The 19327-nt window shown below is 62.1% G+C and carries 17 protein-coding genes; 10 read left to right on the forward strand and 7 right to left on the reverse strand.

Annotated elements, in window-relative coordinates:
- The first annotated feature begins 1 nt into the window (after window position 1).
- Window positions 2–2527, forward strand: a complete 2526-nt coding sequence (locus AC1DOX_RS25570; RefSeq protein WP_441622256.1) for an FtsX-like permease family protein — start codon at window positions 2–4, stop codon at window positions 2525–2527.
- Entirely contained in the window at window positions 2524–3600 is a 1077-nt protein-coding gene (locus AC1DOX_RS25575; RefSeq protein ID WP_441622258.1) for a lipocalin-like domain-containing protein, read from the forward strand. Before AC1DOX_RS25570 ends, AC1DOX_RS25575 begins: the two co-directional genes overlap by 4 nt.
- Window positions 3601–3876: 276 nt before the next feature.
- Here the strand turns inward: AC1DOX_RS25575 and AC1DOX_RS25580 are convergent, their stop codons facing one another.
- The 4 genes from AC1DOX_RS25580 to AC1DOX_RS25595 all read right to left on the reverse strand — a co-directional run bounded on the left by AC1DOX_RS25580 (window position 3877) and on the right by AC1DOX_RS25595 (window position 8219).
- Entirely contained in the window at window positions 3877–4614 is a 738-nt protein-coding gene (locus AC1DOX_RS25580) for an ABC transporter substrate-binding protein (protein WP_441622260.1), read from the reverse strand.
- A gap of 61 nt (window positions 4615–4675) precedes the next feature.
- Complete coding sequence (locus tag AC1DOX_RS25585) at window positions 4676–6010, reverse strand: CitMHS family transporter (protein ID WP_441622262.1); 1335 nt, start codon at window positions 6008–6010, stop codon at window positions 4676–4678.
- 201 nt (window positions 6011–6211) lie between these two features.
- The gene (locus AC1DOX_RS25590) at window positions 6212–7111 is read right to left on the reverse strand and encodes a GntR family transcriptional regulator (protein ID WP_441622264.1); all 900 of its coding nucleotides are present in this window, start codon (window positions 7109–7111) and stop codon (window positions 6212–6214) included.
- A gap of 97 nt (window positions 7112–7208) precedes the next feature.
- Window positions 7209–8219, reverse strand: a complete 1011-nt coding sequence (locus tag AC1DOX_RS25595; RefSeq protein WP_441622266.1) for a Bug family tripartite tricarboxylate transporter substrate binding protein — start codon at window positions 8217–8219, stop codon at window positions 7209–7211.
- Window positions 8220–8397: 178 nt separating this feature from the next.
- Here AC1DOX_RS25595 and AC1DOX_RS25600 point away from each other — a divergent pair, with 178 nt between their 5' ends.
- Genes AC1DOX_RS25600 through acnA form a run of 3 tightly spaced genes read left to right on the forward strand, consistent with a single transcriptional unit; the run spans window position 8398 to window position 13486 of the window.
- Entirely contained in the window at window positions 8398–9489 is a 1092-nt protein-coding gene (locus tag AC1DOX_RS25600) for a lactonase family protein (RefSeq protein WP_441622268.1), read from the forward strand.
- The gene (prpF, locus tag AC1DOX_RS25605; protein ID WP_441622270.1) at window positions 9486–10703 is read left to right on the forward strand and encodes a 2-methylaconitate cis-trans isomerase PrpF; all 1218 of its coding nucleotides are present in this window, start codon (window positions 9486–9488) and stop codon (window positions 10701–10703) included. Before AC1DOX_RS25600 ends, prpF begins: the two co-directional genes overlap by 4 nt.
- Window positions 10704–10708: 5 nt before the next feature.
- Entirely contained in the window at window positions 10709–13486 is a 2778-nt protein-coding gene (acnA, locus tag AC1DOX_RS25610) for an aconitate hydratase AcnA (RefSeq protein ID WP_441622272.1), read from the forward strand.
- 271 nt (window positions 13487–13757) lie between these two features.
- Here acnA and AC1DOX_RS25615 read toward each other — a convergent pair whose 3' ends face one another.
- Both AC1DOX_RS25615 and AC1DOX_RS25620 read right to left on the reverse strand, forming a co-directional pair.
- Entirely contained in the window at window positions 13758–14018 is a 261-nt protein-coding gene (locus AC1DOX_RS25615; protein ID WP_441622274.1) for a hypothetical protein, read from the reverse strand.
- A gap of 712 nt (window positions 14019–14730) precedes the next feature.
- On the reverse strand, window positions 14731–14988 hold the full coding sequence (locus tag AC1DOX_RS25620) for a DUF1488 family protein (RefSeq protein WP_441622276.1): 258 nt from the start codon (window positions 14986–14988) through the stop codon (window positions 14731–14733).
- A gap of 355 nt (window positions 14989–15343) precedes the next feature.
- Here AC1DOX_RS25620 and AC1DOX_RS25625 point away from each other — a divergent pair, with 355 nt between their 5' ends.
- The 4 genes from AC1DOX_RS25625 to AC1DOX_RS25640 all read left to right on the forward strand — a co-directional run bounded on the left by AC1DOX_RS25625 (window position 15344) and on the right by AC1DOX_RS25640 (window position 17484).
- The gene (locus AC1DOX_RS25625; protein WP_441622278.1) at window positions 15344–15805 is read left to right on the forward strand and encodes a PRC-barrel domain-containing protein; all 462 of its coding nucleotides are present in this window, start codon (window positions 15344–15346) and stop codon (window positions 15803–15805) included.
- Between the two features lie 79 nt (window positions 15806–15884).
- Window positions 15885–16403, forward strand: coding sequence for a hypothetical protein (locus AC1DOX_RS25630; RefSeq protein WP_441622280.1), 519 nt, complete (start codon window positions 15885–15887; stop codon window positions 16401–16403).
- Window positions 16404–16923: 520 nt separating this feature from the next.
- Entirely contained in the window at window positions 16924–17061 is a 138-nt protein-coding gene (locus AC1DOX_RS25635; RefSeq protein WP_441622282.1) for a hypothetical protein, read from the forward strand.
- Window positions 17062–17163: 102 nt separating this feature from the next.
- Window positions 17164–17484 carry a hypothetical protein gene (locus AC1DOX_RS25640; RefSeq protein ID WP_441622284.1) on the forward strand — a complete coding sequence of 107 codons (321 nt, stop codon included), beginning with the start codon at window positions 17164–17166 and terminating at the stop codon, window positions 17482–17484.
- 58 nt (window positions 17485–17542) lie between these two features.
- Here the strand turns inward: AC1DOX_RS25640 and AC1DOX_RS25645 are convergent, their stop codons facing one another.
- The gene (locus tag AC1DOX_RS25645; RefSeq protein WP_441622286.1) at window positions 17543–18403 is read right to left on the reverse strand and encodes a transglutaminase-like domain-containing protein; all 861 of its coding nucleotides are present in this window, start codon (window positions 18401–18403) and stop codon (window positions 17543–17545) included.
- 487 nt (window positions 18404–18890) lie between these two features.
- Between AC1DOX_RS25645 and AC1DOX_RS25650 the strand changes: the two genes are divergently transcribed.
- The coding region (locus tag AC1DOX_RS25650; protein WP_441622288.1) for a hypothetical protein at window positions 18891–19327 on the forward strand (437 nt) is incomplete at its 3' end.

A 19327-nucleotide genomic window follows, 5' to 3' on the forward strand; every position in this document is an offset into this window, starting at 1 on the left:
CATGCGGACGCCGCGCTCACTCGGGCTTGCACTGCTCCTCGGCGAATTGCGCGCCCATCCCGGACGTGCCATCGTAGGCATCCTCGCCGTGGCCATCGGTGTGGCAATGGGCTACGGCGTGCATCTGGTCAACCACGCTGCGCTGGCGGAGTTTTCCCAGACAGTGCGCTCCTTGATGGGGAATGCTGATCTGGAGATCCGCGGGCCGCGCGCGGGCTTCGACGAATCGCTCTATCCGCGCATTGCGCGCCTGCCGGAGGTGGCGGCGGCCAGCCCGGTGGTGGAGGTCGATGCGGGGGTGCCAGGGCGCACCGGTGTGCTAAAGCTGCTTGGCATCGATGTGTTCCGGGCAGCGCCGGTGGCACCCAATCTGATCGGGCGGCCTCCAGAAGAGCGCGCGGGCAAGCTCGACGTTCTCGATCCCGACGCCGTCTTCCTTTCGCCGGCGGCGCTGAGCTGGCTCGACCTCAAGCCGGGGGATCCGCTCACCGTGCAAGTCGGGCTCACCGCGCTTACGCTGCGTATTGCCGGCACGCTGCCGGCGGCGGGCGAGGGCATGCGCCTAGGCGTGATGGATATCGGTGCGGCGCAGTGGCGGCTTGACCGGCTTGGCCTGCTGCAGCGGATCGACGTCAAGCTCAGGCCAGGGGTGGACATCGACATTTTTGCGCCAGCGCTGGCCGCGCTGCTGCCGCCAGGTGTGGTGGTGGGTTCGCCCCAGGACAACGTGCGCCGAACTTCCAACCTGTCGCGCGCCTACCGGGTCAATCTGAATGTACTTGCCCTGGTGGCGTTGTTCACAGGCGCCTTCCTGGTGTTCACGATGCAGGCTGTATCAGTGCTGCGGCGGCGCTCGCAGTTTGCGCTGCTGCGCGCCTTGGGGGTGACGCGCAGTGGTCTGCTGCGAGTGCTGCTGGCGGAAGGCGCGGCTCAAGGCGCGCTCGGCGCGGCGCTCGGCCTGGCACTTGGCTTAGTCCTCGCCGCCGCGATGCTCGCGTACGCGGGCGGCGATCTGGGCGGTGGCTATTTTGAAGGTGTACGGCCCAAGGTCCGCTTTGACGCGCAGGCAGCGATGATCTTCTTCGCGCTCGGCCTGTCGGCGGCGGTACTCGGCAGTCTCGCACCGGCATGGGAGGCCGCCCGAGCGCCGCCGGCGCAGGCGCTCAAGGCGGGAGATGAGGAGGCACCGCTGAAGCGGCTACGCTCGCCGTGGGCCGGGCTCGCTGCCATGGCAGCCGGGCTTGTGTTGACGCCGCTGCGGCCGGTGGCGGATCTGCCTGTCTTCGGTTATGCGGCGATCGCCTTGCTGTTGGTGGGCGCCATCCTCCTCATGCCACGGCTGGCGCATCTTGTGTTCGGCCTGCTGCCTTCGTCGCGACAGGCCGTGCCGCAGCTTGCCCTGACCCAACTCGCCGGAGCACCGGGCCGCGCGTCGATCGCCCTGGCCGGCATTGTCGCCAGCTTTAGCCTGATGGCCTCGATGGCGATGATGGTGTCAAGCTTCCGCATCTCGGTGGACGATTGGCTACAGAATGTCCTGCCGGCCGACCTCTATCTGCGTGCTTCGTCAAGCGGCGATAGCGCGTATTTCTCGCTTGACGACCAGGCGGCCATCGCCAGCCTCCGTGGCGTTGCGCGTGCCGAGTTTCTACGTTCAAGCCAGATCCTGCTTGATCCGCAGCGCCCCCCCATAACGGTCATTGCCAGGCCGATCGATCCGCGCAATCCGGGCGCGCGGTTGCCGCTGACGGCCGCGCCTGTCGCGGTGCAGCCGGGTGATCCACCGGCGGTATGGGTCAGCGAAGCGATGGTCGACCTCTATGGCTTCCGCCCGGGACAACGTATCACGCTGCCGCTACATGGTCGGCCCGTCGCCTTCCTGGTAGCCGGCGTGTGGCGCGATTACGCACGCCAGCATGGTACGGTGGTGATCGACCAGGAAGATTATCGGCAGCTCACGGACGAGCGGCGTGTCACTGACGTTGCCCTGTGGCTGGAACCGGGCGCAGGCCCGGCGCAGGTCAAGGAGAGGCTGCGACAGCGCGTCGCCGGTGGTGAACACATTACCTTCGCCGAACCCGGCGAGATTCGCACCATCACTCTGAAAATCTTCGACCGCAGTTTCGCGGTGACCTACCTGCTGGAGGCCATCGCGATTGTGATCGGCCTGTTCGGAATCGGCGCCAGCTTCAGTGCGCAGGCCTTGGCGCGCGCGCGCGAATTTGGCATGCTGCGGCATCTCGGCGTCATGCGTTGGCAGATCGGCGCGATGCTGGCGCTGGAGGGCGCGTTATTGTCTCTGCTTGGCGTGGCAGCAGGTCTTGCGTTGGGATGGCTCATCGCCTTGATCCTGGTTCACGTTGTCAACCCGCAGTCGTTCCACTGGACCATGAGTTTGCATGTGCCTTGGGCATTCCTGGCGCAGGTGGCGAGCGCGGTGGTGGTGGCGGCCTCGCTGGCGGCGCTGGCGAGCGGACGGCGGGCGATGTCGCGGAGCGCCGTGCGCGCGGTGCAGGAGGATTGGTGAAGAGGCGCTCATTCCTGCTGTTGTTGTCGGGCTTCGGTGTGGCGGGTGCGGCGTCCGGCGCGGCGCCCGCCTATCCGCCAGTCGACGCAGGCCGAACCCTGGCCTTCCCGGGCGACCACGGCGCGCACCCCGACTATCGTACCGAATGGTGGTATGCGACCGGCTGGCTGAAAACGCAGGCAGGAGCGCCGCTCGGCTTCCAGGTTACGTTCTTCCGCTCGCGCCCGCAGTTCGACCAGACCAACCCGAGCCGCTTCGCGCCGCAGCAATTGCTGTCCGCCAATGTCGCACTGAGTGATCCCGTGGCCGGCAAGCTCCAACACGACCAACGCGCGGTGCGCAGTGGCTTCGGCCTTGCACTTGCCGATACTGCCGACACCGATGTGTACATCGACGACTGGTCGCTGCGCCGAGAGATGACGGGGCGCTACCGAGCTAGAATTCCCGCGCGGGATTTCACGCTCGATCTGACAATGGAGCCAACCCAGCCGTTGCTGCTACAGGGCGAACGGGGTTACAGCCGCAAGGGCCCTCTGGCGCCCCAGGCGAGCTACTACTACAGCCAGCCGGGACTTAAGGTGAGCGGGACTTTGAAGCGGGGCAGCCAGCAGGAAGCCGTGCGCGGCACTGCCTGGCTGGATCACGAATGGTCTTCGGCCTTGCTGGCCGAAGAGGCTGTCGGCTGGGACTGGCTCGGCCTCAACCTGGATGATGGCGGTGCGTTGATGGCCTTCCAGATTCGGGACAAGGCGGGGCGCAATTTCTGGGGAGGCGGCACGCTGCGCGGCGGCGACGGTCATGTGCGGGTACTCGCCCCCGAAGAGGTCAACTTCATGCCGGTGCGCCGTTGGCGCTCGCCGCGCACAGGCACCAGCTATCCGGTTGTCATGCGGCTGAGCGCAGGCGAATTCACGCTCGAATTGATCCCGCTGATGGATGATCAGGAACTCGATAGCCGCGCCAGCACCGGCGCGGTCTATTGGGAGGGCGCGGTGACCGCATTACGGGGGGGCAAGACGGTGGGACGGGGCTATCTCGAACTGACGGGGTATTTCCAGCGCCTCAATCTTTGACTCATGGCTGATCAGGGCGCTGCAGCATGACGGTCGCGGCGAGTCTTGCGCGCCGCCCGGCGAGCCGGAAGACGCCATTTCGCCAGGGCACAAAACCAGATGGCTCAGAACGGACCCATCCCGGCCGCTCGGACTCGTTGTCCGGAATGTCCGTAGTCAGACACTGAGCGGACTGCCAGCGCAGGGCGCTGGGGGGCGTTCGATAGCAGCTTTTTCAACAGCATCCGCAGTCTGGCTCAGTGAATCAGCAGTGGGTGCCCGGCCGGCAATGCGCTTTCATCGGCGGATTGCGGGCGCGACCTCCGCACCATTGACACCGTGCGCTCGCAACGCCTCTGCGACCTTGCCGGAGCGTTTCATCTCTTCAACAAAATCAGCAAGGAAATTTCCGGCGGTCTCCCCGCGCGATTTCGGCACACCCATTGCCTGGCGAATGACCATGAATCGCTCGTCCAGAAGGCGAAGCCCCTCCATGCCACGGATATCCATCTCAAGTTGCTGCCTGACGCCCGCGGCAACATCTAGGTCCTCTTCCAGGAATGTCTTCACTACCGTCGGCGATGTTGGTGATCGAATGATTTGGGCATGCTTCAGCTCCCTTGTCAGATAAAGATCGTAGGCACTGCCCTTACCGACGACCACGCGGGTGCCGGGAAGATCGACATCTGCATTGGCGTGCACCGGGGAATCATCACGCACGAGGTAGTAGCCCTCGATCAAGAGGTACGGCTCCGTGAACGTAGTTGCCGCGCCACGCTTTGGGTCGATTGCAAAAAAGCCTATGTCTGCCTCCTCATTGGCAATGACATCGACAGACTTTCCGGCCGCGTCGACGACGACGAGCTCAAGCTCGACGCACAGGCGTTGCGCAAGCGCGTGTGCGAGATCGACGGATACGCCTGCAGCTTCTCCGCTCTCGGCCCGATGAGCAAGGAGAGGATTACCGAGATTAATCGATGCCCGCAGCCTGCCCGTTGGGGCAAAGGCCCGCTGGATCGCTTTGGAGACTTCCATGGTTGAACATCCTAGTTTGAGAGTGAACGAAGCGGCGGCGTGAAAATTCGCATCTAGCGCACTATCTCGCGAACGGAAACACGGCGAACGTCAGGCCGGCCGCAAACATCAGTGCGCAAACCAGCAACGTCCACTTGAAGGCAAATCGCTGGTGGTCGCCGAAATCCACGCTGGCCAACCCCACGAGCAGGTAGGTGGATGGCACCAGCGGACTGAGCAGATGAACCGGCTGGCCGACCAGCGAGGCGCGCGCGATCTCGAGCGGAGTGATTCCGTAATTTCCTGCCACCTGCGCAATGATGGGGACCACGCCATAGTAGAACGCATCATTGGAGAGGAAGAACGTGAAAGGCAAACTGAGGAACGCGGTGATCGGCGCGAGATAGGGACCAAACGACGGTGGCAGCGTGGCCAGCACGGCGTGTGACATCGCCTGAATCATTCCTGTGCCGGAAAGAATGCCCGTAAAGATTCCAGCGGCAAAAATGATAGACACCACGGCGAGAATGTTTTCGGCATGCGCGGCGATGCGCATGCGCTGGTCGGACAGTTGGGGATAGTTGATCATCAGAGCCAACGCCGCGGCCACCATGAACAGCACGGGAATCGGAACAACATCGGCCACCAACGTCGCCATCAGCGCGATCGTCAACGTGGCGTTGATCCAGATCAGCCGCGGCCGCTTCGTGTCCGCCGGCGGTTGGATCGTCGGCAAATGACCATCCTGATCCTGGCTTGGCGCAATCGACTCGCGCCGGTCCGCAGGAAGTTTGAGCTTCGCCCCAAGCCGCCGCCGCTCACTGCGGCCGAGCAGCCAGGCAATACCCAGTACGGTGCACGTTCCCGCGACAACAATGGGCAGCATCGGAAGAAAGATCGCGCCCGCGTCGAGATGCAGGGATGCCGCGACGCGCGAGGTCGGCCCACCCCATGGCGTGATATTCATGACGCCATTGCCGATGAAGATCACGCACACCATCACCAGGGGCCGCATGCCGAGTCGCAGGTAAAGCGGCAGCAAGGCCGATACGGTGATCATGTAGGTGGTGGACCCGTCGCCGTCCAGCGAAACGATCAGGGCCAGGACTGCCGTACCCATGACCACGCGCAATGGGTCACCCTTCATGACCTTGAGCAACACCCGAATCAGCGGATCGAACAAACCGGCGTCGATCATGATGCCGAAGTACAGGATGGCAAACATCAGCAACACGCCGGTCGGGGCGATGGACTTGATTCCGCCTAGCATCATTGGCCCCAACGCCGGAGCAAAACCCGCGGCGATGGCAAAGAGGATCGGGACGAGGATCAACGCGATCAACGGGGAAAGACGCTTGGTCATGATCAGGACCATGAAGGTCAGGATCATGCCGAAGCCAAGCAGCGTCAGCATCATGGGGATGTTCTCCAGGGGAGTAGCCCCGGCGTCGCGGCCGGTGGCGGCAATCGACAGGCGTGAAGCCAAACCGGTGTAGCGAGACCACGAGCCAAATCGCTCTCACCCTCACCGTGACTAAAAAACCTACGATTGCGTTTTGTGATCTATTAGTGCATTTATGTGCAAAAAAATCCGCCGCATCGCGACGGGTTCACCGATTCAGGCGGCGCTCTTGAAGATCGTGTTGCCGTGAACCTTCGCGCGTCGGGCACCCTCGAGATGCTCCCGCATCAGCGACGCTGCCTTGAGCATGTCCAGCTCACTAATCGCGTCGAGAATGGCGAGGTGCTCCTGGGCTTGTGCCTGACGCGGCTTCCGGTCTTTCGCCTGGCTGTATTCAACGAGGCGGCGCAGGGAATCCATACGCCTGACCGACTGGGCCAGGAAGCGGTTGCCCGACCATTTGGCCAAGGTTTCATGGAAGCGACTATTCGACTCGAACAGTTCGATCGGCGTCATCGACTCGTAGCCAGTATCAGCAATCGCCCGCTGCTGCCGACGCAGGGCAGCCAGTTCCACCGGATCTGCCTTGAACCACGGGCTTAGCAGACCGGTCGGCTCTAGCGCGCTGCGGTAGAGATAGCTTTCTTCATAGGCTTGGGCTGAGTCGATCATCGGCAGGAAACACCAGCCATGACCGATCCGGCGCTCCACCCAGCCCTCCTCCTGGATGCGCGACAGCACGTTTCGCAAGGCACTGCGGGCGACCTTGTACTGGCGCATCAGGTCCGCTTCGTTGACCAGGTCGGGCAGGGTGCCGCCCAGTCGCTCTTCTGCAATCTTCAGGTAGAGCGGATCATCCGGTTCCTGTGAGAACTGTTCCGCGATCCCCGACAGTGAGGCCGCATCGTCACGCAGGAAATAGCCGCGGTTGTGATCGTGAACGACCGCGCCGATCTCCACCAGGTGGCGCAGCGCAACGTTGACGGGCGAGCGCGACACCCCGATCCGCTCGGCCAGCACGCTCTCGGCAAGATGGTCACCGGCCCGCAAGCCATCAACGCGTGCCAGGGCAACGATTTCACGAACGACACGGGACTGGAGCTGAGAGAGGGCCATGGCAGCATCTGGATTTTCGGGTGGTGTGACCCGCAAGTCCGGATTATCCCATCTCGACCTTGCCGCTGGCGCACCGCCTTTGGATGTAACGCCAATATCAATCAATTTGCATCCCCAGTTGCTTGATCAGCTTGGACCATTTGTCGTTTTCCCGCTGGATTAGCGCGGCAAAGGCTTTGGCGTCGCCGGCAACCGGCTCGTAAAGTTGGCTGCGCAGCTTCTCTGCGTTGGCCGGCTCTTTGAGCCCGGCCAGCAACGCCTCACTGAGCTTCTGCCGAACCGCCACAGGTGTGCCTTTCGGCACCATCGCGCCTGCCCACGACGTCGCCTCATAGCCTGGCACCACCTCGGCCATCGCCGGGACGTCCGGCAACCCGGGACTGCGCTTCGCGCTGGTAACAGCCAGCGCGCGCAGCTTGCCACTGCGGATATGCGGCAATGCCGCTAGCGGATCGGCGATGGAGGCGTCCACCTCGCCGCCCAAGACCGCCACCACCGCCGGGCCGCCGCCTTTATAGGGAACGTGGACGAGATCGATACCGGCCATGGATTTCAACATTTCCCCGCCCAGATGGTTGCCGCTCCCATTGCCAGCGGTGCTGTAGGTCAGCTTGCCCGGTTTGGACTTGGCCAGCGCGACAAACTCGCGCAACGACTTCGCCGGCACGTTGGGATTGACCACCAGGATGTTCGCCACGGACGCCATCCACACCAGCGGTTCGAAGTCGCTCACGGCATAGCCGGGCCGCGTGTAGAGGTGCGGATTCAACGCCATCGTCGACAGGTTCACGAACGTGATCGTGTAGCCATCCGGGGCTGCTCGGGCGCCGAGCACCGTGCCGATATTGCCTGCTGCCCCCGGCCGATTGTCGATGATCAGTGACTGCTCCAGCACCTCCTGCGCTTTTCCTTGCACGGTTCTGCAAAGAAGGTCAGCGCCGCCCCCTGCGGCCTGCGGGACGATGAATGTCACTGGCTTGCTGGGGAACACGCCTTGGCCCATGGCTGAACGGCCAAAGGGGAGCGCGCCAACGCACGGCACCAAGGTGAGCGCCTGCAGCAGCACACGACGGCGGGAATCAATGAAGGGATGGTCTGTGGGGTTCATGACTGGGTCTCCGGTGTTTTTTGAGTTTGCTTTTTGCTTTTTCTAATCATAGAATGCACTTAAGCCGAGTGCAAAACAATTTGGCCACAGCCCCTGGAGACGCTTCAATGACTACCCCACAAAACCATTCCCGTGCAGTAGCCGCGGGCGCGGCATGAGTTCGCGGGATCGATCCACCATGTCAACGTTTGCCTATATCGGCTGCCGTACTACGCGACAGCGCGCGGCCCGCGGCAAAGGAATCGCGGTGTATCGCGTCGGCGCGCCGGGCGAATGCTGGCGGCCGGTGCAGTCGGTCGACGGACTGGAGAATCCGTCCTACCTGATCGTCGAGCCAACTCGCCACTTCCTTTACGCAGCACACGGCGACGGCAGCGAGGTCAGCGCGTTTCGCATCGACCCGCACGACGGCTCTCTTACGCTTGTTGGGCAGCAATCGACTGGCGGCCGCAATCCGGTCCACCTTTGCATGACGGAGGGTGGCGATCACCTGGTCATCGCCAACTACGCCACCGGGACCGTCGCGGCATTGCCCGTGACTGGCGATGGCGCACTGGGGGCGCCAGCCGCCTTGCTCGCATTGCCTGGAACGCCGGGGCCGCATCGCACCGAACAACACGGATCGCAGCCGCATCAAGTGCTGCGTCTGCCCGACTCCAATTGCTTCGTGTTTCCTGACAAGGGCGCCGACCGCATCTGGATCGCCGACTTCGACAGCGCGGCCGGCGCCTGGAAGCGGGACTCGCTCCATGAGCACCGCACGCGCGAGGGCGCAGGTCCGCGACATGCAGCGCTGCATCCCGATAGTTCGACCTTGTATGTGGTCAACGAACTGGACTCAACCCTGACGAGCTATGACCTGACGCGCGATCACCACCTGTCGGCACGACACGTGATTTCGCTCCTGCCCGAATCATTTGCCGGCGACAGCCGTGCCGCCGGCATCGCCCTGGAAGCTGAATCGCTGACGTTGTTCGTCAGCAACCGGGGACACGACAGCGTGACGTGCATCGCAATCGATCGCGACACCCGTCTTCCGGCGGCCCGGCACTGGATCTCTGCCGGCGGTCACACCCCACGTTTCATCACCCTGGACATGGACTGCTGCCAGCTCGTGGTGGCCAACGAGGCCAGCGACACCATCCAGACCTTTCCTCTTCACGCAGGCGGCAAGTTCGAATTGCCGGGCACGCCAATCACCGCCGCTTGTACCGGCAGTCCAACCTGCGTCGCCTTTCACCAGACCGATTACAGGAGCAACTCCCAATGAGTCATTCCAGCGCGCAACTACGCATTCCCGCCGTTTATATGCGCGGCGGCACCAGCAAGGGCGTGTTCTTCCACGCCGAACACCTGCCCCACGATGCCGCCGCACGCGACAAGCTGTTGCTAAGGGTCACGGGCAGCCCCGACTCGTATGGCAAGCAGATTGATGGCTTGGGTGGCGCCACATCGAGCACGAGCAAGGTGGTGGTGATCTCCCGCTCGTCACGCACGGACTGCGATATCGACTATCTGTTCGGCGCCGTCGCGATCGATGCCCCCGTAGTCGACTGGACGGGCAACTGCGGAAATCTCACCTCGGCCGTCGGTCCGTTCGCCATCAGCGAGGGGCTTGTCCAGGCGCCGCGCGACGGCTGGGCGACCGTGCGCATCTGGCAGGCCAATATACAGAAGCGCATCATCGCCCACGTGCAAATGCGCGACGGCGAAGTCGTGGAGACGGGAGACTTCGAACTTGACGGCGTGGCCTTTCCTGCCGCGGAAGTCCGGCTCGAGTTTCTCGACCCGGGCGGCGAAGATGACGAGGAAGGCGGCGCCATGTTCCCGACGGGCAACAAGCTGGATGCTCTGGACGTGCCAGGCGTCGGCCGCGTCGAGGCAACGCTGATCAACGCCGGCAACCCCGCCATCTTTGTGGATGCCGCGGCGCTCGGCCTGAATGGCACGGAGCTCCAGCGAGACATCAATAACAACGCCGACGTGCTGCGCCGGGCCGAAGCCATCCGCTCCCACGCGGCCGTGGCGATGGGCCTGGGCTCGTCCGCCGAAGAGGTGACGCGCGATCGCCCTCATACGCCAAAGTTGGCGTTCTTCTCCCCCCCAGCGGCCTACACGGCATCCAACGGAAAGCAAGTTGCAGCCACCCAGGTCGACCTCTTGGCACGCATATTCTCGATGGGCGCATTGCATCACGCCATGACAGGGACTGGCGCCGTTGGCATCGCCGTCGCGGGCACGATTCCCGGCACGCTGGTGAGCCGCGTGCTAGGTGGCCAGTCGCGTCCGGTCATCCGCTTCGGTCATCCATCCGGCACATTGTCCGTCGGGGCAGAAGCCCAACAAATGAACGGTGAATGGATCGTGAAGAAGGCCATCATGAGCCGCACTGCACGGCGACTGATGGAAGGGTTCGTGAGAGTGCCCGCGCTTCAGCAAGAACTGGACGAGCAATCGCAAGACGAACTGGCTACGGCAAGGTGATCGCCATGAAATTCGAACCCGAAATCAAGCAACTTCGACTCAGCCGGCGCTCGGTGCATTATGTGTCGATCGCCGACGTGCCAGGTGTGGATCAACTGCCGTTCTCATTGCGCATTTTGCTGGAGAACCTGGTGCGTCAGGCCAGTCGCGGCGTCGATACGCAAGCGGAGATCGACGCACTGTTGGCGCGTCGCATTGGCAGTGGACTGAGCTTTTATCCGGCACGCGTCTACGGTCAGGACATTCTCGGGCAGGTAATGCTCGTGGACATGGCTGGCATGCGCGACGCCGTTGCCGAGGCAGGTGGCGATCCGGCGCAAGTCAGGCCCAAGGTGCCGGTGGATGTGATCATCGACCACTCGCTGCAGGTGGACAGTTGGGCCACGACCGATGCGCGGCGCATCAACCTCGAACGGGAATATGAGCGAAACGGTGAGCGCTTTGCCTTCCTGCGCTGGTGCAGCAGCAGCTTCGAGGGCGTGCGCATCGTCCCTCCTGGCAAGGGGATCATGCACCAGATCCATCTCGAGTACATCGGCAAGGTGGTGTCGACCGAGAAGGCTGCCGGTGGCGAGCTTGCCATCCCCGATACCTGCGTGGGAACCGACAGCCATACACCCATGATCAACGGACTGGGCGTGCTGGGCTGGGGCGTGGGCGGCATTGAAGCCGAAGCCGTGATGGTAGGGAAACCCATCGCGCTCGCCTTGCCGGAAGTGATTGGCATCGAAGTGAAAGGAACCCTGCGCGACGGTGTCCTCCCGACGGATCTGGTCCTGGCCATCACGAAGCAAATGCGCGACATGGGCGTCGTGGGCAAGTTCGTTGAGTTCTGCGGCAACGGTCTCGAGACGCTGTCCCTCGGTGACCGCGGCATGATCGCAAACATGGCACCCGAGTACGGCGCGACGGCCGTCTACTTCCCGATCGACGGTCGGACGATGGACTATCTGCGCATGACCGGACGAGACGAGGACCAACTCGAACTCGTGGAGGCGTTTGCCAAGGCGCAAAGGCTCTGGCGCGGCGCCGAGACGCCGTTGCCTCGCTTCGACGCGATGGTGACGCTCGACCTCGACACAATCCGGCCGTGCCTGGCCGGCCCCCGGAATCCGGAAGATCGTCTCGACCTCGAGACTGTGCCAACCGCTTTCCTCACGCACCACCAGGAGATTGCCGGCCGCCCGCTGGACCCTGATTGTGCGGTGCCCGTGAACGGCGAAGACTTCTCGCTGCGCGACGGCGCCGTGCTGATCGCCGCCATTACGAGCTGCACGAATACGGCCAACCCCGTCAACATGATGGCCGCCGGGCTTGTTGCCAAGAGAGCGGTGGCATTGGGCCTGAAGACGAAGCCGTGGGTAAAAACTTCTCTCGTGCCCGGAAGCCACGTCACCGCGGCCGTGCTGGAAAAGGCCGGCCTCCAGGGGCCGCTCGACGCGCTCGGCTTTAACGTCGCGGGATTCGGCTGCACGACTTGCAATGGCGGTTCCGGCCCGCTGCCCGAGCCGTTGGTGGAGGCCATCGAACGCGAGAAACTGTTGGGAACCGCCGTCTTGTCCGGCAACCGCAACTTCGAGGGGCGCATCCACCCCAACGTTCGTGCCGCCTACCTGGGCTCCCCCGCGCTCGTCGTTGTCTACGCACTCACCGGCTCGCTAACTGTCGACGTCACGCGGGAGCCGATCGGCGTGGGCGACAGCGGCAAGCCGGTCTACCTCCGGGACATCTGGCCCACCGCGCTGGAGATCGCGCAAGCCGTCGAAGTCGCGTACGAGCCCCAGATCTTCCGCGACAATTATGCCGACTTGTTCGATGGAGGCGAGCCGTGGGATGCCTTGGCCGGGGAGCGTAGCGAGCGCTTTGCCTGGAACGACGCAAGCACCTATGTGCGTAGGCCACCGTACTTCAACGGCCTGTCGCGAGATGCAGCGCCCGTGCAGGACATCAAGGGCATGCGGCCGCTGGTCATTCTTGGTGACTCGGTGACCACCGACCATATCTCGCCGTCTGGTGCGATCAGCATCGGCACACCGGCAGCCGACTTTCTCCTTGCAAAGGGTATCGAGAAGCGCGACTTCAACAACTACACAACGCGCCGGGGCAACCACGACGTTGCGGTGCGCGCGACGTTTGCGAATATCCGCTTGCGAAACCGCATCGTGCCGGGCGTGGAAGGCGGCGTCACCAGGCTGATGCCAGAAGGCACGCAAATGCGTGTCTACGAGGCGGCCACCGAATACCTGAAACGCGATGTCCCGCTCGCCATCATTGCCGGCAAGAACTATGGTTGCGGCTCATCGCGCGACTGGGCGGCCAAGGGTGTCGCATTGCTCGGCGTGAAGGCAGTGATTGCCGAAAGTTTCGAGCGGATTCACCGAACCAACCTGGTGGGTATGGGGGTGCTTCCTTTGCAGTTCGAGGCAGGTACCACGGCGGAGTCGCTCGGACTCGACGGCAGCGAGACAATCGATATCGTTGCGCTGGCGGACCATCTCGACATATCTGGCCGTATCGAGGCGATCATCCATCGCGACAATGGGACAACGATCAACGTGCCGTTGACGATCCGGCTCGATACCAGCGAGGACGTTGAATACTGGCGTCACGGCGGGATTCTCCCACTCGTCTGGCGCGAGTACGTCTCCGGAAAATCCGAGGACCACGTATCGCACTCGGCAAAGCTTGTCCAACCTGAGGCGGGCGGGTTGCAACGCGAGCTCCCCGATTCTATGCCCGGCAGCGACGTTCCTAGCGCAACTCAGGGTGCTGCGTTGGGCTGATGGGACTGGGAGGCTTGCCTCCCAGTTCATGCATGCAGGTATCGACTGACCGCGAACGCCGGCCGCCCAGAGCACGCGAAAGCGAGAGCAGCTGCAGCATGGAAAATAACAGATGCCGGCGACCACGATATGAGCGGGCGGAGCTGGTGATGATGTTCACGATGACTCCACAGCGCCGCTCTGGTCTTGTCGACAGACTGACTGGCATTGCGATCTGCAAGACGTTTCTATCCCGCGCCGAGTGTGGTGGGGATCGGAACTCGTCTCAGTGCTACACGGTGGGGCTGGCGCCGGATGGCTGATTTTCACTTCCGGCCGCCAGCTTCCAGTCTGTCTCGTCGCGTGGGGTGCTGACCCGCTGGATCGTGTACATAGCGACACCCGGTGCGATGGGATCGCTCGCCGGAAACGTCATTTCCAGTGATGCGTCCACGGCAGCCTGATAGGTATGGCCTTCCTCCGGGTCAAGCATCGGCGGACGGCCACCGGGCTCCGACTTGCGGTGTTGGGCAGAGGTAATGATCCTATGCATGTTCACTCCAGTGTGGATGCGATTTGTCAGGACTTGTGCGCGCCAGGAGAGGTCTCTCCTGACGTCACGGCGGTGACAAGCATCATGCGAAGCGCTCCGTCATCTCGCTCACCCGACGGATCAAGGCTCACACCCATCCACGAAAAAGTCGGTACGCTGGCGGACAGGCCCGCGCTTGCTTCAAAGGCGCGCCATCTGCGGGTACGGCACCGTACCGACGGGGGAAACGTCCATACCTATCCTTGATATCGATCCCCAAGGAATGGAATCTTGCAGATTCCGTTGCCTTGAGGCGGGGAGACATCGGCGTCGATCGATGACTAGCGCCAATGATCCTTGGAAGTGAGGGGCGGGCAGGGGGTCAACCGAAAGCCAGTCATGTGTAGCGCCGAGGATCCAATTGCGGCTCGCATAGGTACACTGGATAACACCGTCATGCTTCATGCCCTCGGTCAAGCGACTGGGGGCATTTTTTTGACGCATCCAATCACCCCAGTTGCGGTGGGGTCAAACTGTCCAATCGACGCGTTGCACTGCATTCGCTGCCGGCAAGTCATGCCGCAGTCCGTGAATTTGTCGGCTTGCGTGAGCCGCTACCGAAAACCTTCGCAGCAGGCTCGAGAGGAGCCCGCATATCGCTTTGCCAACAGCCGTAAACGTCCGTGCAAAAGCCGAGGCATGGTGGCCAGGTCTGTCAAGCCACGCTATTGCTCTACGACGAAATGGTGTATGAGTTGCGCGATCCCGTCGTATAGATACCTTGCGCCAGAAGCAATATCTGGTCGCGATGACGGTCAAAACTGGCCAAAAACGCGGCCTCTTCGGGCAAAGGACTCTCTTCGCCTAAATGCATCAATACGTGTTCCGAGACCTGAAAAGCGACTTCACGGGTATTGTCGTAGCCCCAGAAGCATACGCAGTGTCGCGAAGCGTCGTAACTGCGGCTGGGGTTAGGGAAACTCAGTGCCATGATGCTCCTTACGATAGGGAAGGCGCACATGTTGTTCCTGAGTGCGGGCATGCGCGCGCCGGTGGCTATCCGCAGTATGCGCGTGTTTTGGGGAATGACGGCGTGGCCAAGAAGACGTCGTCAATCGGCTTGACGGGATCAACGACGATTTGTCTTGCCATTGGATCGCGGGGAAATTACCCGTCGGGCACAATATGTCGTCCTCCGTGCCCGCTATCGTACCGACCGCAGACCGGATTGGTGTCAGCCTCCATTTGTTGACACCCACCCATGGCGTAAAAGTCCGCGAAGAATCATGGTCATCATCCAGGATGATCTGACGCGTCGATTTTTCACCAGGTTCAGGAGCAGGTCCATGAATCCCTATAACCTCAGCGGCGACAGTGGCAACCCACGCGCAGTGATTCTCGGCGCCATCGATCCGGAGAACCCAGGTCCAGGGCCATTCGTGATGGCTTCGGATACGTTGGAAGACAACCCCGTCATCGGCCCCGGCGGCGACAAGCTTGGTACGGTTAATCACATCATGCTCGACGTGGTCAATGGGCGTGTCGCGTATGCCGTGCTGTCCTTCGGTGGATTCCTCGGGTTTGGCGAGAAGCTGTTCGCAGTGCCCTGGTCTGCGCTGACGCTCGATACGGAGCGAAAGAGTTTCGTGCTGGGCATCGATAAGGCGAAGCTTGAGGCTGCACCGGGCTTTGATAAGGACCACTGGCCCAGCATGGCGGATCCGCAATGGGGCACCAACATTCATGCGTACTACGGTAGGTCACCGTACTGGAAAGACTACCGGTACGAACGAGAGGCCCATCCGTGATAGCCAGACGGATCCCTGCGTCTTCCTAAGCGCCAGCGGCATGTGAACCGGCGCAGAACAATTGCTAGCGAGGTGAATCATGCGCACCGTGCTGTATTTCCGGCTTCATGATGCCGTAGTCGCAAGGAGTATTCAGGCCAGACTCACGGCGCTCCCGACGTCCCCAGTGCGAGTCAAGGGTCCGTGGTTCATTCAGCGTGAAGACCATCCCATGGAGGGGCTGCAAGATGCCGACTCGCATCAGACCACGTATCGTGGTGAATCGGAGACAGTGGGCACCCTGAGCGGTGCGGTGCTGGCGACATTCGCCATCGCCTACTTGGGCAACGCTGCAGGCATCGTCCCAACTGTGCCGGCCTGCTTGGTCACAGGAGCAGCAGGAGCGCTGCTCGGCTGGTGGCTGGGGCGCTGGGTTGGCGGGCTAATCCGCCGCGGTCTGATCGCCCGAAGGCGGGCAACACTTGCTCCAGGCGAGATGCTGATGGTTGTCAGTTGCACCCTGGGGACGAAAGACTCTGTCAAGCTAATGATCAACGAACTGGGTGGGGAGAGTATCGGTGAACACAATAGAGTCCTGCCGGATTTCCGTTGGGCATAACGTACGCCATTACGGTGCGGACGATAGCTGGAGAGTCATGGCCTAATATCAAGAAGTCACGCCTCGAACTTGTTCATCGACAGGATATCTATGAGATATGTCTCCGCACCATCAATCCGGATGACGCTTCTGCGAACACAAGAGAATCGCCCGCCCGAACAACCGTGAGGCCCGCAAGACCACTCAGCCAGGTCAGGCTGATCCGAAGAGCAAACAGGTTGCGGATCTGAGCTGCGACGATTCCGGGATCCCGCGGCGACGCCGTTAGCGTCATCCCGTTGTCGAGGAACACCGACACCGGCGACGCGTGAAGTCAAAACAGCGAGACGTCGGATACGAGCGACTCTAGTGGCATGCTGCTGATGAGATCGTGAGGACGTGGCGGTGGCTCGATGCGGGCCCCTACCGGCGACCCCTCTATTTCAATTCGCAGGCGTCAGGAAAGATATTTCCCTTTCGTGATCCTTATGCGCGTATGCTGGGACTGCCACTCGGCAATCAATTCCTAAGGAGTACCGCCATGGCCAAGGGTCAGTTGCGCGGCAACCGCGAAGCCAAAAAGCCCAAACAGCCTCCCAAGCCGGTACTTCCGGCCACACCGTTCGGCACGCTGCAGTCGCGTATCCGAAGTGAAGGGGTAGGCAAGAAGAAAACGTAAATTGGATCGCCAGCGCACGCGAAACGGTACCCCTGCCATGGCGTGATGTCTTCCACTTGGATTGAGATAGCCAGTGGTCGGCGCAGATCCAAGGAGACGCACATGATCCATCACGACAATGCAGGGAGAACGTTCCGAGGACTCCCGCTGACGCCCGAGCAAGACTCGGAAATCCGTCACTACCTGAACCGGAAAGAGCGGATGGGTAAGCCGTGGGATACCCCGGAGCTCCAGGCGATGCTCGACGACATGCTGCTTCCACCGAGCGTCGCGGACGACCGTCAGAGCGATCGCCAGGTTGAGCCGTCAGCCGCTGCGGAACGCGCCACGGCATTTGTCGATCAGGCCATGGAGCCCATTGAAGCCTACGAAGAATGGTATGCGGCGATGGAATCCGAAGGCATGAAGGGGGTGGGGCGCTAACCAACCCGCAAACCACGCATTCCACGCGTCGCCATGACGCGACCGGCATCCATTCGCTTCACCAGGTAGAAATCGCCTTGATGGTGGCCAGTGGCATGCCAATACCGTTAGCGTCGTCCGTCAATGCCTGAATTTCAATAAAGGGCCGCTTGGGCTCGACCTTGCCGAAGATCGCGGCAAAGGGGATATCCGCGGCATCCCGCCCGGTGCCGATGCGCAATAGCCCGGTCGGGATGGAGACGCCCGAGGGGTCGAATAGATACCAATGACCCGACAGGTACACCTCGACCACCGCGTGAAAATCTGGCTGCCCCAGTTCGGGATCGGCGCCGTAATCCAGACTACTGGACATGCGGGCCGGAATGCTCAGCGCACGGCAGATCGCAATCATCAGATGCGCAAAGTCACGGCATACCCCCGTCCGCTCCACGACCGTATCTGTCGCCGACGTGCGTTCATTCGTCGAGCGGGATAGAAAGCGCACGTGGTTACGCACCCACTCGCGGACCGCAAACACACGGAAATAGCCAGGCGCCATGCCGCCGAACTCCCGCATCGCAAATTCCATGAGCCGGTCGGATTCGCAATAACGGCTCGGGACGAGGTAGGGCAGCACATCGAAGGGAATCTCCGCGACCGGAATCTCCGACAGGAATGCCCCGTCGTCCAGCCGATGGTCGATGTCCACGACGGCCTCATAGCTCAGCGAAAGGCTACCCTTCGGCGCGCGTATTCTCAGCAGCCGGTTGCACAGCGTCGCGTCCGTATATCGGGTGACGGCCACCGACGGTGGCAGCGTCAATTGCTCGTTGACAACATGCTGTCGGGATGTCCTGGCAGCCTCGATATTCAGGATAAAGTCCGCGGTGGCGTCCTCGATGTCATAGGAAAGCCGCAGCGCGTAGCGTAGACGGTTCATTTTGATCCCTCCGCCCACATCGAAGCTGGAAATGCGCCAGTCCGGGAGGTGGTGTGGCTGTCAGTGTAGCGCGACTGACTGACACAGGAACAAAGCCCGGAGACTGGATTGCAGTCTCTGTGTGGTAAGGGTTCTGGTATTGGCAAGTGCCAGCATCTAGACTGGTAGATGCAACGACATCCTGCATGTGCGTTTGCGTCTGGTTGCCAGTCACTTCGACCCATCCCTCCGTAACGTACCTGAGCTTTGCGTCATGAGATCGCCCCATCGGGCGAGGGATTTCTCATGGCTGCGGGTCAGGCATGCCTGTTTTGCCGCAGTATCCCGCAATATCGTTCGGTATCTCGTTCGGTATCGGCGGTACAGGACCTGCGGCACCATCCTGAACATCTTTCGGCCGGCAAGTGGTAGCGGTCGACCGTGCGAGTGAGGTAGCCCAATGCGTACTTTTCTTTATTTCACATTGAATGATGTGGCCACTGCGAGATTGACGCTGTCTCGACTCGCCAGCCTGTTCGACGGACCATCCCTGCGTGACGGACCGTGGTTCGCCCAGCGGGACAATCAACCGGTCGAGGGCTTGCCCCGGACCGAGATTGGCCAGACCACGTATCGCGAGCAGGCCGCTATCGGTGGATTTGTCATCGGCGCCCTGGCGGTCGTGACCCTGATGCTCACCCGTGGGACATTCCATGGTCCGGCTGCAAGCGCGGTTGCCCTGCTCGGCGGCCTGATGCTTGGCGGCGTGATCGGCTGGTGGATTGGCGGATTGCTTGGTGTACGGGTCCGGCGCCTCAAGCTGACCGCCCGCAAGCTTCCGGTGGTGGCAGGACAGATCCTGATGATCGCCAATTGCGATGCGAAGTCCCGGGACTTGCTCAGGCGGACGGTCCATGATCTAGGTGGCGTCAGCGTGGACGAACA

The sequence above is a fragment of the Cupriavidus sp. 01L415 genome (assembly GCF_056400065.1).